Here is a 14,004-nt window from a genome sequence, read left to right as displayed (position 1 = left end):
CGCGGCGGCCAGGGTGCAGGGCCCGGCCACCTGCACCTTGAGCGGGCCCTCATAGGCGTGGAGGTGCTCGGTGAGCGCGTCCAGGTCGTAGGAGAGGAAGCTTCCGGCGCGGGCAAGGTCGCGCCTGCGGGGTTCGTCCCGCAGGACCCGTGCCCCGCCCCGGGCAGCTTCCAGGGCGGCCCTGGCGTGCCGGGGGGAGGCCCCCGCCAGCCCGCAGGTGGGCGTGGTGACGACCACCCGGGACAGCAGGTCAGGGCTGAATCCCAACCGGTTCCAAAGCTCTCTTACGGGGTCGACGATAGTCGCCGGGTCCGACATTCCGGGGGACCTGCGGGCGGCGGCCGTGGCGGCGTCGGCGGCGGTTCCGGAGGCCCCGGCGGGGCCGGATTCGGGCTGGTCCGTCGAGGGGACGACCCCGAGGAGGAGGCCGACACCCGACTCGACGGCGTCGCCGACCATCTCGTCGTGCGCCCGCCCGAGCAGGCGCGCGTTCATGCTCAGGGCCCGGGCACCGCTTCGACGCAGGAGGTCGATGGGTGCCCCCGCCGCGCAGCAGTGCGCGGCGGGCACGGCGCCGGCACCGTCGATCGCGGCGAACAGGGTGCGCAGGACCGCCTCGACCCGGACGCGGTCCACAGCGCGCAGGACACTGAGACCGCTGGCGGTGGGCAGGCTGCCCATCAGCACGGCGGGCAGGGAGGGCTCGTCCACCTGGACGAGCACCCGGGCACCCGGGACGCGGCGTCGCACGTCGGCGACGTGCGCGAGGACCCCCTCCAGGTGGGACTCGGCGAGGTCGCGGTGGGCGCCGGAATCGGAGACCACGCGCTGCCCGTTGCGGAGCTCGATCGCGGCGGCCAGGGTCCAGGGCCCGGCCACCTGCACCTTGAGCGGGCCCTCATAGGCGTGGAGGTGCTCGGTGAGCGCGTCCAGGTCGTAGGAGAGGAAGCTTCCGGCGCGGGCAAGGTCGCGGCCGGGGGTGTCCACCACCCGCCATCCGGTGGGCTGGACCTCGACGGGCAGGTCGACGAGGAGGCCCGCGGCGCGCCCGATCATGTCGGCGCCGACTCCCCGCGCGGGGAGCTCGGGCAGGTGCGGGAGGTCGGGGAGCTCGCCGACGATGGTCCTCATGGCCTCGTCGGGGTCCTCCCCCGGCCAGGAACCGACTCCGGTTGCGGACGCGACGGGCCAGGGTTGGGGCTGCTGTTGACTCACGTTGCCCAAGGTTAGGGCAACCGGCCCGTCTCGGCTCGCCTGTGGAGTCAGGGGGTACTCAGGACCAGTTCGCCGCGGGTGGTCTCCAGCGTGCAGAAGGTGAGGTTGTCGACGAGCTCGGTGGCGCCGAGCCCCTCCAGGTCGGTGCGGCTGTGGGAGGTGGCCACGGCCAGCACGGCGGCGCCGGAGGCCAGGCCCGCGCGGACCCCGGCGGGTGCGTCCTCCACCACGAGGCAGCGTGCGGGGTCGAAGCCGAGCCCGGCGGCGGCCCGGAGGTAGCCCTGGGGGTGGGGTTTGCCCTCGGTGACGTCGTCGGCGGTGACGAGCACCTCGGGGACGGGCAGGCCCGCTGCCTCCAGGCGGGTGCGCATGAGCCTGCGTGAGCCCGAGGTGACGGCGGCCCAGCGCTCGGTGGGCAGCGCGGTGAGGAGTTCGCGGGTGGCGGGCAGGGCGGTCACGCCGTCGAGGTCGGCCAGCTCCAGCTCCTCCAGTTCGGCGGCGGCGTCCGCCACCTGGTCCTGGGGGAGGAACATCGCGATGGTGTCCTCGGAGCGCCTGCCGTGGGAGACGGCGAGGATCTCCTCCGGGTCGATGCCGTGGGCCTCGCCCCACAGGCGCCAGGTCCGCTCGACGGCGCCGGTGGAGTCCACGAGAGTGCCGTCGATGTCGAAGAGAACGGCGTCAACAGAGATACGCATGCCCCCACGCTAGAGGGCGCGGGAGGCTCGGGGGCGGCTCGGTCCCCCACGGAGTGTTCGCGGTGCGCGGGGGTCAGCGATCCCGGTTGCGCGCTCCGCCCGGACCGTGTCCGCAGAGCGCGAGGCCCCCGGGGGTTGTCGGAGTACGCGGAGGCCCCGGGGGTCAGTCGGTTCCGTGTTCCGCCCGAACCGTGCTCACGGGGCGCGGGGTCAGGGGGGTGTGAGGGTTTCGCGGAGCGCGGAGGCCCGGGGGTTTCGCGGTGCGCGGGGGTCAGCGATCTCGCTACCGCCTTCCGCCCGGACCGTGTCCGCAGAGCGCGGGGGCTCAGGTGCGGTGGGAATCCGGATGTTTCGCAGTGGGCGGAGGTCAGCGATCTCGCTACCGCCTTCCGCCCGGACCGTGTCCGCAGAGCGCGGGGGCTCAGGTGCGGGGGGAGTCCGGGTCGACTCGCTCGGCGGCCTCGCCGACGCGGACCGGCTCCGCGTCCGGCGTCCCCTCGGTGTCACGGGAGCGGTTGGCCACGCGCGAGCGCACCACCAGCACGGTCACCGCCACGACGGCGGCCGCGACCACGCCCACCGCCGTCCACGGGGACTTGAGGAAGAGTTCCAGCCAGGTGCCGACCAGTCCGGCGATCACCACGCCCCACAGGCCCGCCCAGGCCAGACCGCCCACGAAGACGGCGGCGAAGTAGCGGGGGAAGCGCATCCGCACGGCGCCGGCGGAGAAGTTGATCGCCGTCTGCATGCCCACGGTGAAGAAGCTGAGCGTGACCACGGGCGCGCCGTAGCGGTCGATGCGCCGCTTGGCGGCGTCGAGCTTCGGGCCGAGGCGCTCACCCATGCGGCTGCGGGTGACCCCGGCGCCCAGCCCCCGGCCGATCCAGTAGGTCGCGGGGGCGCGCAGCAGGATCACCACGAGCAGGGTGCAGTAGATCACCCAGAAGGGCTGACCCTCGAGAAACGCGAACTGCGGCATGGACCGGACCCCTTACACCTTGACCCCACAACTTTGCATTGCCTTACCTAACTTCGGCAAGGGTCGCGGGCGAGAAAGCGCGTGTTATGTGTCCTACTGTGACGGTTTCACCGGTGTTCGACCACCGAAGGTCACGCCGACGCGGCTCCCCGGGCCGCCTCCGAACGCGCGGTCGACCGGATGGTCGCCGATCCCAGCACGGTGTCGCCGTCGTAGACCACCACGGCCTGGCCTGACGCGACGCCGCGCGCGGGCTCGACCAGACGGACCAGCAGCTCCGGACCGTCCTCGGCCTCACGCTGGACGACCGTGGCCGCGTACACCTCGCCGTGCGCCCGCAGCTGGACGTGGCAGTCGGTGGGCTCGGTCAGCGGACCGCCGCCGCTCCAGACCGGTCGCGTCCCGACGATCTCGTCGACCCGAAGAGCCTCGCGCGGACCCACGGTCACCGTGTTGTTCACCGGCTCGATGGACAGCACGTACCGAGGGTTCGGTGCGCCGCCCAGCCCGAGGCCCTTGCGCTGGCCGATCGTGAACGCGTGCGACCCCTGGTGGGTGCCCACCACGTTGCCGTCCTCGTCCTGGATCGGACCCGGCTTCTCGCCCAGGCGCCGGTTCAGGAACCCGGCGGTGTCGCCGTCGGCGATGAAGCAGATGTCGTGGCTGTCCGGCTTGTCCGCCACCGAGAGCCCACGGCGCTCGGCCTCGGCCCGCACCTCGTCCTTGGTGCAGTCGCCGAGCGGGAACATCGCGTGGTCGAGCTGTTCGGCGTTGAGCACGCCCAGCACGTACGACTGGTCCTTGCCCTCGTCGACGCTGCGCACCAGACGGCCGTCGACCTTGCGGACGTGGTGCCCGGTGGCGACGGCGTCGAAGCCCAGCGCGACGGCCCGGTCCAGCACCGCCTCGAACTTGATCTTCTCGTTGCACCGCAGGCACGGGTTCGGGGTGTTTCCCGCCTCGTACTCGGCGACGAAGTCCTGGACCACCTCGCGGTCGAACTCCTCCGACATGTCCCACACGTAGAAGGGGATGCCGATGACGTCCGCCGCCCGCCGGGCGTCGTGGGAGTCCTCCACCGTGCAGCAGCCCCGGGCGCCGGTGCGGTAGGACTGTGGGTTCTTGGAAAGGGCCAGGTGAACGCCGGTGACGTCGTACCCCGCCTCGGCCACACGGGCCGCGGCTACCGCGGAATCGACCCCGCCGGACATGGCGGCCAGTACACGCAAAGTCATAACGCCCTCCAGCCTATGCGCCCCGCGGAGGAGGGTGCCACGCACGGGCCCACCCGACGGTGTGCTCTGGGACGCGCCCGCCCCGGGGGGCGAGGGTGGTCGTCTGGTTCTGCGAAAATCATGTGCATGGCTCTGTTCCGTCGTCGCCGCTCCGCCGACTCCTCCGACTCCAACGCGTCCACGGCCGCTGTCACGGCCTTCTGGGACGCCTGGCCCACCGTGCGCTCGCCCCTGGCCGAGTCCGTCGAGTCCGACGCCCCGGCCCCCGCAGAGGTGGCCGAGCGGGTCTCCGCACTGGTGAAGGCGATCCATCCGGATCTGGACTGGGAGGTGGGGCCCGCGCCCCAGCCGCAGGGCGGGCTGGAGGACCTCGACCTGTCGGCCGACGTCGACCCGGCCAAGCTCCTGGAACAGCTCGCGGCCCTGGACGACCCCTCCAAGCTCACCGACGCTCCCTCCTACGCGCTGACCCTGCGCCCCGGTGTCTCCGAGGAGGCGCGCGTCCAGTCCGAGCGCTGGTCCCGGTCGGCCCCCGAGGACTCCGAGTGGCGGTTCCTGCCGGTCCGCCCCGCCGACCACGACCAGCTCGGCAACACCGTGCGCTGGGACGACCACGAGCTGGACCTGTCCCACGTGTCCGTGTCCATGCGCGTCAACCAGGGCACGAGCAGGATCGAGGTGGGTGTCTACCACCCGGACAACATGTTCCTGTCCGGCGAGACCCGTCAGGCGGTCGCCGAGCACGTGACGCTGCTGGCCCTGGGCGAGGACCAGTTCGTGCGCTGGGTCGGGAAGGTGACGTCGCTGGACGAGCGGCCCATGGACCCGCTTCCGCCGACCTCCATGCCGGCCGTGGCCAAGCAGATGGGCGACCTCCTCGGCGGGACCGACGGCTGGGTGACGCTGCACGGCAGACTTCCCTTGCAGGGCCCGATCGAGGTCCTGGTCCGGCACCCCGTGACCCGCCGCGACTTCCCCGCCCTGTCCCTGTTCGTCCAGGTACTGGTTCCGTACGCGGACGCCGACGCCGACCGGCTCCCCCAGGAGACCTCCCTCGTGTCGCTCGCCGACCTGGAGGCCCGGGTGTCCGGCCTGCTCGGTGACAACGGCGCGCTGTTCATGCAGCAGACCGTCGCCGGGCAGCGGATGTACGTCTACTACCTCGATCCGGACTCCGGGGTGCTGCCCGAGTTCGAGCACCTCCTCATGGAGTGGCCCGAGGGCAAGGTGCAGCTGCGCACCCAGCTGGACCCCAGGTGGCAGCAGTTCGACCAGGCCAGGCGCCCGTACGTACGCAAACTGGGGCACTGAGACCGGACGGACCGCCTGCGGGGGCCAAACCTGGTTCTCGCACCTGGCGTCCGAGCGACGACAGGCGTAACGTGGCGTCCCCGCGTAGGAGGATGGTTCGGGTCTGATGGAGGGCGTGCTCACACGAGCGCCAACGGGCCGACCCCGGGTCGCCGCGGTCGGCGCGATCCTCTTCGTGTGCCTGGTGGGCGCGCCGCTGATGTCGCTGTTCCCCGTCGCCGTGTGGGAGCTGGCCCTCGGCCTGGACCTGGGACGGCCGGAACTCGAAACCCTGCTGGTCACCCCGGTGGCGGTTGGCGGCGCGGTGCTGATGGTGCTGATCGCCGCTGGCCTGCTCGGCGGCGCGGGGGTGCGTCACCCGGCCCTGTGCGCCTGTCTGGTGGCGGGGACCTCCCTGGCCACTCCCCTGGTGATGAGGCTCCTGTCGCCAACGTTCGCCCCCGTACCGGGCGACTCCCAGGTCAACGGCGCCGTGGTCAGCGCCGTCGTGGCCACGGCCGCGCTCGGTGCGTGCGTCGTGTTCGGCCGCGGACGCCACCGGCACGGTGTCCTGCCCGGAGTGGCGGTGGCCGCCGCGGGACTCCTGCTGCTGCCGATGGCCGCGGACCACACCCGTGACCGGTCCACCGAACGGCGATCGATCAGCCAGATCAGCGGGTTCGGGCACACGATCGCGGTCCTGGACCACCCGAAGTGGTCGCCGGTCCGGGTCCACGAGGTGCACGGCGGCCTACGGATGACCTACGTGGCCGGGGAGGAGGCCGACCCCCTCGGCACGGAGCCGGAGCGCAAGGTCCCGCCGCGCTCGGAGGGCGGCGCTGCCCCGGCCCTGGACGGCCCCGAGGGGTCATCGGCTGCCACCAGGGAGGTCGCGGCGGGACCGGGCATTGGCTCTGACCGGCCCGTGGAGAACTCGCCGAAGTCCCTGCACGTGCTGAGCTGGACCCCGGAGCAGCGGGCGTCGGGCATCCACGACGGCTGCGGCTTCCCCGGTGTGGAGTGCTCCGAACAGGACTCCATGGTGGTCGTTCACCGTGGCACGGACAACGGGTACGGCCCCCACCTGAGCGAGGTCCGCACACGCCTGGACGACGGGGCCATCGCGAGCGTGCACCCCAGCGGCACCGTCGCACCGGAACAGCTGTTCGCCGTGGCCAACGCCCTGCGCGCCGAGACGGCCGGTGAACGCGACGCCCTGATCGAGGAGGTCCTCCGGGGCTGAGCCCACGGAGCGCCCGGGGGAGCGGGCGGACGCCCTCGTTCACGAAGAGTTCCCCGAAACCCCAACCGTCACCGCGAGCCTCCTTCGAACCACTGACCTGGGATAGCGCAAACGACGGGGTTGACTCCCCTCCGTGATGGGAACTGGATCGACCGAAACCCCTTTGCCCCCGGGGTTCCCGAGTCCCGATCGGGGCATACGACACGTAAGCACGCTGGGCGCGCGACTCCCTCGGACCCCGGGAAGGGTGTGGCTGTTGAGCTCTGGCCACGAACACGGCAACGGCAAGGCCGCGGAGGACCACCACCTCGGCCCACGCCCCGACCACCCCGTCCCTACGGGCACGCCAACCTCTGGAACTGACTTCCACACCAGCCGAAACCCGGTGAACTGGCCGATCAGCGTGGGGTTGGTACCGGAACCCGCCGAACACCACCGGCGGCGTGCCCTCTCCGACACCCTTGAGGAGGCCCTGGGCGGGTTCGGCTTCCCCGCCGCGCACCAGGTGCTGTCCGGTGGGAGCGGGGTCGGCAAGTCCCAGCTCGCCGCCCACCACGCCCGGTTCCTCAGCGGCCACCCCGTGCCGAACCAGCGCCCCGAGGTCCTGCTGTGGGCGGACGCCACCACCCGGGACGGGGTCGTGTTCGCCTACGCACAGGCCGCCCGGCAGCTGTTCGCCCGGGTCCCCGACGACCCCGAGCTCGCCGCCGGGCAGTTCCTGTCCTGGCTGCACGACCCCGTGGACGCCGAGGAGCACCGCTGGCTGGTGGTGTGGGACGACCTCGCCGACCCGGCCGAGGTCGAGGACCTGTGGCCGCCGCCGGAGCGCGCCCACGGCCGGATGCTCGTCACCACCCGCCACGACCTCGCCCCGCACGGGCACCCCCCGCACACCGTCCCCGGGTTCTCCGAGGCGGAGGCGGGCGGCTACCTTCGGGCCGCACTCGTGGAAGCCGGGATCGCGCACACCGGCGACGAACTGCGCCAGCTCGCGGCCGCCCTCGACCACCTGCCCCTGGCCCTCTCCCAGGCGACCGCGTACATGGCCGACCTCCAGCTCTCCCCCGCCGCCTACCTGGCCCTGTTTCACCGCCGCGCGGCCGAGCGCGGGGAGTCCTTCCCCCAGTGGGACACCGACTCCCCGGTCTCCGCCACGTGGGAGCTGGCCGTGGAACGCGCCGACGCCCACCGCCCCGAGGGGGTGGCCCGCCCCCTCATGGGGCTGATCGCCCTCCTGGACTCCGCCGCGACACCGGAACAGGTCGCCGTCTCCCGCCCGGTCCGCACCTACCTGGGGCGGCGCACCTTCCCCGCGCGCACCCTGAGCCGCCACGAGGTCCGCCTCGCGCTGGCCTCACTGGAGCGCCTCAACCTCGTGGCCCGGGACACGCCTCTGGTGATCGGCGCCCACCACCTCACCCAGCGCGCCACCCTCGAACACACCCGCACCAGGCCCACCAGGGAAGCGGTCCGTGCCATCGCCGACGGGCTGGTGGACGTGTGGCCGGACACCGCCCGCGACTCCGCCCTGGGCCGCCGTCTGCGCTCGAACACCGCCGTGCTGCGCGAGCGCACCACGGGACGGGTCCGGGTGTGGAGCTGGCTGTGGGAGGAGGGCATCCACCCGGTGCTGTTCCGCGCCGGGAGCGGCCTCGACTCGTCCCGGCAGGTGGAATGGGCCGTGACGTACTGGGAGGTGCTGACCGAGGCGGTCGCGCACACCCTGGAACCCGCACCGGTCAACCGGACCGAGCAGACGGGGAACTTCTTCCGGCACGGCGGCCGGGGCGGGTCACCCGTCATCACGGACCCACTCGCCTACTGGACGGGCGCGACCGCCGACCTCTCACAGGCCCAACGCGCCTTCGAGGACCACTACGAACGCCAGCTCCGGGTCCTGGGCCCCGACCACCTGGACACGCTGCGCACCCGGCACGGGCTGGCCTACCTCCGCGCGCAGGCGGGCGACACCGCCGGGGCGATCACCCTCTACCGGAGACTCCTCGCGGACCTGGACCGCGTGGTGGGCTCGGACCGGGTGGAGACCCTGAGCACGCGGGGCAACCTGGCGGTGTGCCAGGCCGAGTCCGGAGACCTGCCCACGGCGGTGCACGCCTCCCGCTCGCTCCTGACCGACCAGCGCGAGCACCTGGGGCCCGACCACCCCAACACGCTCAGCACCCTGCACAACCTCGCCCACTGGCGCGGTGTCGCGGGGGACCCGGAGGGAGCGGTGAGCGATCTCCGCGAACTCGTCGAGGTCCAGGAGGAGGTGCTGGGCGCGGACCATCCCGGCACACTGACCAGCAGGCACAACCTGGCGTGCTGGCAGGCGCGCGCGCACGACACCGGCGGTGCCGTCCGCGCTCTGGAGGACCTGGTGGCGGACCGCCGCCGCGTACAGGGACCCGAACACCCCGACACCCTGTCCAGCCTGCGTCAGCTGGAGAGGCTGCGCCGCGAGCTGCGCTCCCGCGCGCGGAGCCACCCCAGCGACCGCGACCCCGACAGCGGCGCGCGCGAGGACGGGACCAACGGAAACGGAGGCAACCACGAGGTCGACCCCAACGACGAGCCCACCGGCCCGCAGGCCCTCAACCAGTCCTGGATCTGAGCGCCTCAGTCATGCAGGGGCGAACCGACCACGGTGAAGCGATCCCCGGTGGTCCGGCCGCTCAGCAGGGGCCGGGCCTCGGCTATGGCGGCCCGGACGCTGGAGAGCTCGAGGGAGGCGCGGTGCGCGCGCTCCGACTCCCAGAGTTCGATGACGAACACCGTGTCCGGGGCGGCGTCGTCGACGCCCACCTCGTACGACAGGCAACCGGCCGCACGCAGTTCGGGGTTGGGTCGGGTCAGGACGGCCACGACCTCGTCCCGCCTGCCCGGGGCGGTCTCCAGGGTGCCGACGTTCGCGAAGGTCATGGACGGCACACTACCGACGTCCCCCTCGCGTCTGCCCGGGCGACACGGGCCCGGCGCGCTCAGAGCCGGTACTCGGACCTCAGTTGCGCGGCGAGCCTCGGGTACTCCTCCAGGATCTGGTCCTGTTCGGCGGCGGTGAACTGGGAGACGGTCTTCTCGACCTCTCCGTGGTAGCGCCAGAGCCGGTCGAACTCGCTCCACTCCAGGGAGCCGCGCTCGGCGCGGTGCCGCAGGCCCTGGTAGATCAGCCGCACGTCGGTGACGCAGCTGTCGAGCCGGTCCCGGCGCTGGACTCTGGCGACGTGCTCCCGGTACTTGCGGTCCCGGTCCCGTTGCCTGGAGGTCCGGCCGTCGTCTTCGGGCTCAACGTGCATCGATGTCGCTCTCTCTTCAAGCAGGGGCACACAGCGGCCCGCTGGCCTTCCGTCCCCGTCGTTCCTATACCGCTTTCGCCTCGGAGAACAGAGAAAACCCAAGATCGAGGCCGACCCAGAACCTTCTCGCCACCAAACAGACGCCCAGCGCTACACAGGATGTTCCCACCCTAAACGGACACTCCGATCGGCGCCCCCACCCCGGACCGGTTCGGGCTCTGTCCGAGAGCGCTCAGTGAGCCCGTTCTCGGGTTCGGTCCGGGTGGGCGGTCCGGAGCTGGGGCCGCCCACCGGGGCCCTTGACGGGCCGACCGTGCGCTGCTCGGTACGTGCGGTGCTCGGGCGGGCATCACGAGGCGCGCGCCGGGGCGCGGGTTCACCGGAGGTCCGTGTCCTGCCACGTCGTGCGACCGACGGAGGACGGTTCAGAAGGGGCTTCGGGGGTCCAAGGACACTCCCTGCCACTCTCAACTTATAGCTCACCCCGGGGCTTGCCGCAAGACCCCCTTCTCCCCTCAGAATGGTCGACCGTGAGCAGAACCAACGACACGGGGGACGTTGTGAAACAGCAGGCCAGAAGCGTCTTCGAGCTGCCCGACCACCTCTCTCCCAAGGCCGACCCGGCCCTGGTGTCCGACGACGAGCGGCACCTCGCGGCCATCCGGGACACCCTCGAACGGTCCGTCGTCGACCTCTCCGACCGACTGGACGAACGACGCAGGGCACCCACGGGCAAGGTGCGCGAGGTCATGGACCGGGACATGGAGGTGCACCGGCTCTCCTCCCGCCTGCGCACGCTGCGGCGGTTCGGTTCGGACCTGTGCCTGGGACGCATGGTCGGCGCGGACGACCTCGAACCCGTCTACGTCGGGCGGCTCGGTCTCACCGACGAAGAGGGCGAGCGCCTGCTGATCGACTGGCGCTCCCCCGCCGCCGAACCCTTCTTCGCGGCCACCCACGCCAACCCGATGGGCCTGGCCAGCCGCCGCCGGTACCGCTGGAACCTCGGCCACGTCAGCGACTACTGGGACGAGGTGTTCACGGAGGACGGCTTCGAGGGCCACGCCGCGCTCGACGACCAGTCCGCCTTCATCGCCAGCCTGGGCGCCAACCGTTCGGGCCGGATGCGCGACGTGCTCAGCACCATCCAGGCAGACCAGGACGCCATCGTCCGCGCCGGGGCGAGCGGCGCCCTCGTGGTCGACGGCGGCCCGGGGACGGGCAAGACCGTGGTCGCCCTGCACCGCACCGCCCACCTTCTCTACTCGGACTCGCGTCTGGGCCACCGCCGGGGCGGTGTCCTGTTCGTCGGCCCCCACCAGCCGTACCTGGCCTACGTCGCCGACGTCCTGCCCAGTCTTGGCGAAGAGGGCGTCCAGACCTGCACGGTGCGCGACCTCGTACCCGAGGGCCGCACCACGAGGACCGAGACCGATCCCGAGGCAGCGCGGCTGAAGGAGTCCGTGGACCTGGTGGGCGCGATCGAACCGGCGGTCCGGTTCTACGAACGGCCGCCCAAGGCGGGGATGACGGTCTCGACCCCCTGGTGCGACCTCTGGCTGAGCGCGGCCGACTGGGCCGAGGCGTTCGGGTCGGTGGACCCGGGCGTCGCGCACAACGACGCCCGGGAGCACATCCTCGACGAGCTGGTGGAGATCCTCTCGGACCAGGTGGCCGACCGGCACGACGAGGAGATCAGCCCGCCGATGCTGAAGGGGACGCTGCTGCGGGACGGCGAGCTGCTCGACACCCTGCACCGGTCCTGGCCGCTTTTGGAACCGACCGACCTGGTCGGGGATCTGTGGTCCGTCCCCGCCTACCTGCGGCTGTGCGCGCCCTGGCTGGAGACTGACCAGGTCAGGAGGCTCCAGCGCGAGGACGCCCAGGCCTGGACGGTCTCCGACCTCCCCTTCCTCGACGCGGCCCGCCAGCGGCTCGGCGACCCGAAGGCCTCCGAACGCAGGCGCCGTAGAGCGGCCTCCGTCGCCGCCGAGCACGAGCGCAGGTCGTCCGTGATCGAGAACCTGCTGGAGGCCGACGACGACGGGGAGGGGCTGGTGACGATGCTGAACCACCGGGACCTCCAGGACACCCTCATCGACGAGGACGGGCTGCCCGGCACCGACCCCGACCTTCTCGCCGGGCCGTTCGCGCACATCGTGGTCGACGAGGCCCAGGAGCTGACCGACGCGGAGTGGCGGATGCTGCTGCTGCGGTGCCCGTCCAGGAGCTTCACCATCGTCGGCGACCGGGCCCAGGCCCGGCACGGTTTCACCGACGGACAGGGCCGGGCCGAGTCGTGGCACGAACGCCTGGAGCGCGTGGGCTTGGACCGGGTCACCCTCGCGTCCCTGAGCGTCAACTACCGGACCCCGGAGGAGGTCATGGCGGAGGCCGAGCCGGTCATCCGCGCCGTACTGCCGGACGCCAACGTCCCGACCTCCATCCGCGGCGGCGGAGTGCCCGTCCAGCACGGGCAGCGCACGGAACTGGACGCGGTCCTCGACTCCTGGCTCGCCGAGAACGCCGAGGGAACCGCCTGTGTCATCGGCGACCCCGCGTTCCGGGCCACGGCGAGGGTCCGCTCACTCACCCCGCAACTCGCGAAGGGGCTCGAGTTCGACCTGGTCGTCCTCGTCGACCCGGAGCGCTTCGGGGAAGGTGTGGAGGGGGCCGTCGACCGCTACGTCGCGATGACCCGAGCGACCCGGCAGCTGGTCGTCCTGACCGGCCCCTGACCCGGAGCAGCAGGAGCGCCGGTCGGGCGGCTGGGTACCGCCCAACCGGCGCGGGTCGCGGTGGGCCCGGGGCGGTTCACCCCGGGACATGGGCTATTCGCGGTTCCAGGGTTCGGGGAGCGGAGCGCGTTCCGTCAGGGCCCTGTCCAGCCGCTCCCAGGCCCGAGCCGCCGCACGGAGCGCCCGCCACGCGACGACCACTCCCCCTGTCTCCCTCAACTCCTCGCTCACCGTGTCGTAGCACTGGGTCGCGTACTCGTGAGCGATCCCGTGACGCACGCGGGCCTCGAAGGGGTGCGAGGACGCCCGCCAGGTCCTCGGCAGGAGCCCACCGGAGATGATCAGGCGATCCAGTTCGGAGAACAGCAGATCCGCCCGCGCGAGGGTGCGGGTCGCGTGCGCGGGCCGCCCCGGGTTGTCGAGGACCCTTTGGATCTCCGCGACCAGATCGTCGGCGCTGGGGCCGGATCCGGAGCGGAGTGACTGCCGCGAGTGGTGCTTGGCAGCGGTGCGCTGCGGGAGACGGTGACGGGTTCCGGACCCGAACGGGGTGGGGGCGTTCACGCGCAGCACACCCTCACGGCCTCGGGGAGGGTGTCCGCGTACCGACGCACCCGTCGGGAGCGTCGTCGCAGTTCGGCGACCAGTCCCCGGGTGAAGCCGTAGGGGGAGGTGTGGAGGCCGCGCGTCGGGCGTGCGAGCCGCACGGGTACGGCGAGCACGGCCAGGAGGCCCAGTAGGATCTGCATGTCGTCCTGCTTTCTTCAGGTCGGCCATGGCCCCGGGGCGTGTGTCCGCACGTCGCCGGGGTTTCTAGTTCAGGTGCATGTAACCATACCTTGACCATGCCATGCCTGGCCATAGCCTGCCCCAGACAAACTAGCTTGACCACTGCATGCCAGCCTCGGGTACATGGCAGAAGCGAGCATTCCCGCTGGTTACAACGCCGATAGCGAGTTGGACTACGAAGGTCCAGATCCTGTGTGGCTACAGCTGGCCGCCGTACTGATCGCGCGGATCGAGCGTGGCGACTATCCACCAAACAGGCAGATCCCGAGCATCACCGGACTCGTCCAGGAGTTCGGCCTGGCACGAGGGACCGTCCGAAAGACGACTGGCTTTCTCGAGGAACGCGGCTATGTTCGCATCGTCAACGGCAAGGGAGCCTTTGTCCTCCCTCGCGACTGACAACGTCAGGAGGTGAGGGAGCGGAAGGAGATTGGGACGGATCTCCAAAAATCTCCCCCTGACGCTCCGGCCCTTCCATCGCTCAAGGCGAGGGTGCCAACACGAACCACCGCCCTGACCTG

12 protein-coding genes and 1 pseudogene are annotated in these 14,004 nt (G+C 71.9%); 5 read left to right on the top strand and 8 right to left on the bottom strand.

The annotated features are described in order from the left end of the window. Positions 1-123 precede the first annotated feature (123 nt). The 4 genes and pseudogenes from ADX84_RS06090 to mnmA all read right to left on the bottom strand — a co-directional run. Positions 124-1,224 (bottom strand): annotated as a pseudogene (locus ADX84_RS06090) (methionine synthase); the annotation flags it as partial. A gap of 38 nt (positions 1,225-1,262) precedes the next feature. Continuing rightward, positions 1,263-1,913: an HAD family hydrolase gene (locus ADX84_RS06085; protein ID WP_049568810.1), complete on the bottom strand. Its 651-nt coding sequence runs from the start codon at positions 1,911-1,913 to the stop codon at positions 1,263-1,265. Between the two features lie 421 nt (positions 1,914-2,334). Further along, positions 2,335-2,892, bottom strand: a complete 558-nt coding sequence (locus ADX84_RS06080; protein ID WP_049568806.1) for a DedA family protein — start codon at positions 2,890-2,892, stop codon at positions 2,335-2,337. A 131-nt stretch (positions 2,893-3,023) separates the two neighbouring features. Further along, on the bottom strand, positions 3,024-4,127 hold the full coding sequence (mnmA, locus tag ADX84_RS06075; RefSeq protein ID WP_234003853.1) for a tRNA 2-thiouridine(34) synthase MnmA: 1,104 nt from the start codon (positions 4,125-4,127) through the stop codon (positions 3,024-3,026). Between the two features lie 126 nt (positions 4,128-4,253). On the opposite strand from mnmA, the gene ADX84_RS06070 reads away from it, so the two are divergent. The 3 genes from ADX84_RS06070 to ADX84_RS06060 all read left to right on the top strand — a co-directional run bounded on the left by ADX84_RS06070 (position 4,254) and on the right by ADX84_RS06060 (position 9,274). Then, positions 4,254-5,438: a DUF695 domain-containing protein gene (locus ADX84_RS06070; RefSeq protein ID WP_049568801.1), complete on the top strand. Its 1,185-nt coding sequence runs from the start codon at positions 4,254-4,256 to the stop codon at positions 5,436-5,438. 106 nt (positions 5,439-5,544) lie between these two features. Then, positions 5,545-6,660, top strand: a complete 1,116-nt coding sequence (locus ADX84_RS06065; protein WP_049568798.1) for a hypothetical protein — start codon at positions 5,545-5,547, stop codon at positions 6,658-6,660. A 385-nt stretch (positions 6,661-7,045) separates the two neighbouring features. Continuing rightward, positions 7,046-9,274: a tetratricopeptide repeat protein gene (locus ADX84_RS06060; protein WP_049568795.1), complete on the top strand. Its 2,229-nt coding sequence runs from the start codon at positions 7,046-7,048 to the stop codon at positions 9,272-9,274. 5 nt (positions 9,275-9,279) lie between these two features. Here the strand turns inward: ADX84_RS06060 and ADX84_RS06055 are convergent, their stop codons facing one another. Continuing rightward, positions 9,280-9,582, bottom strand: coding sequence for a putative quinol monooxygenase (locus tag ADX84_RS06055; RefSeq protein ID WP_049568792.1), 303 nt, complete (start codon positions 9,580-9,582; stop codon positions 9,280-9,282). Between the two features lie 59 nt (positions 9,583-9,641). Then, positions 9,642-9,956: a hypothetical protein gene (locus tag ADX84_RS06050; RefSeq protein ID WP_049568789.1), complete on the bottom strand. Its 315-nt coding sequence runs from the start codon at positions 9,954-9,956 to the stop codon at positions 9,642-9,644. 560 nt (positions 9,957-10,516) lie between these two features. On the opposite strand from ADX84_RS06050, the gene helR reads away from it, so the two are divergent. Further along, a complete protein-coding gene (gene helR, locus ADX84_RS06045) occupies positions 10,517-12,694 on the top strand; it encodes an RNA polymerase recycling motor ATPase HelR (RefSeq protein ID WP_049568786.1) in 2,178 nt (725 codons plus the stop codon). Between the two features lie 93 nt (positions 12,695-12,787). Here helR and ADX84_RS06040 read toward each other — a convergent pair whose 3' ends face one another. Beyond that, entirely contained in the window at positions 12,788-13,258 is a 471-nt protein-coding gene (locus tag ADX84_RS06040) for a hypothetical protein (protein ID WP_234003852.1), read from the bottom strand. After that, entirely contained in the window at positions 13,255-13,443 is a 189-nt protein-coding gene (locus ADX84_RS06035; RefSeq protein ID WP_049568783.1) for a hypothetical protein, read from the bottom strand. The genes ADX84_RS06040 and ADX84_RS06035 overlap by 4 nt, the downstream gene beginning before the upstream one ends. A 163-nt stretch (positions 13,444-13,606) precedes the next feature. Here ADX84_RS06035 and ADX84_RS25310 point away from each other — a divergent pair, with 163 nt between their 5' ends. Further along, on the top strand, positions 13,607-13,882 hold the full coding sequence (locus ADX84_RS25310; protein WP_026129477.1) for a GntR family transcriptional regulator: 276 nt from the start codon (positions 13,607-13,609) through the stop codon (positions 13,880-13,882). The last annotated feature ends 122 nt before the right edge of the window (positions 13,883-14,004 follow it).

It is taken from the genome of Nocardiopsis sp. SBT366 (assembly GCF_001083815.1).
Lineage (GTDB): Bacteria > Actinomycetota > Actinomycetes > Streptosporangiales > Streptosporangiaceae > Nocardiopsis > Nocardiopsis prasina.
Note: the sequence above shows the minus strand (reverse complement) of the source record. Positions and strands in the feature narration are given on the sequence as shown.

Coding starts and splice junctions, on each gene's coding strand:
- ADX84_RS06085 (WP_049568810.1), bottom strand. CDS start 1,913: ATGCGTATCTCTGTTGACGCCGTTCTCTTCGACATCGACGGCACTCTC.
- ADX84_RS06080 (WP_049568806.1), bottom strand. CDS start 2,892: ATGCCGCAGTTCGCGTTTCTCGAGGGTCAGCCCTTCTGGGTGATCTAC.
- mnmA (WP_234003853.1), bottom strand. CDS start 4,127: ATGACTTTGCGTGTACTGGCCGCCATGTCCGGCGGGGTCGATTCCGCG.
- ADX84_RS06070 (WP_049568801.1), top strand. CDS start 4,254: ATGGCTCTGTTCCGTCGTCGCCGCTCCGCCGACTCCTCCGACTCCAAC.
- ADX84_RS06065 (WP_049568798.1), top strand. CDS start 5,545: ATGGAGGGCGTGCTCACACGAGCGCCAACGGGCCGACCCCGGGTCGCC.
- ADX84_RS06055 (WP_049568792.1), bottom strand. CDS start 9,582: ATGACCTTCGCGAACGTCGGCACCCTGGAGACCGCCCCGGGCAGGCGG.
- ADX84_RS06050 (WP_049568789.1), bottom strand. CDS start 9,956: ATGCACGTTGAGCCCGAAGACGACGGCCGGACCTCCAGGCAACGGGAC.
- ADX84_RS06035 (WP_049568783.1), bottom strand. CDS start 13,443: ATGCAGATCCTACTGGGCCTCCTGGCCGTGCTCGCCGTACCCGTGCGG.
- ADX84_RS25310 (WP_026129477.1), top strand. CDS start 13,607: ATGGCAGAAGCGAGCATTCCCGCTGGTTACAACGCCGATAGCGAGTTG.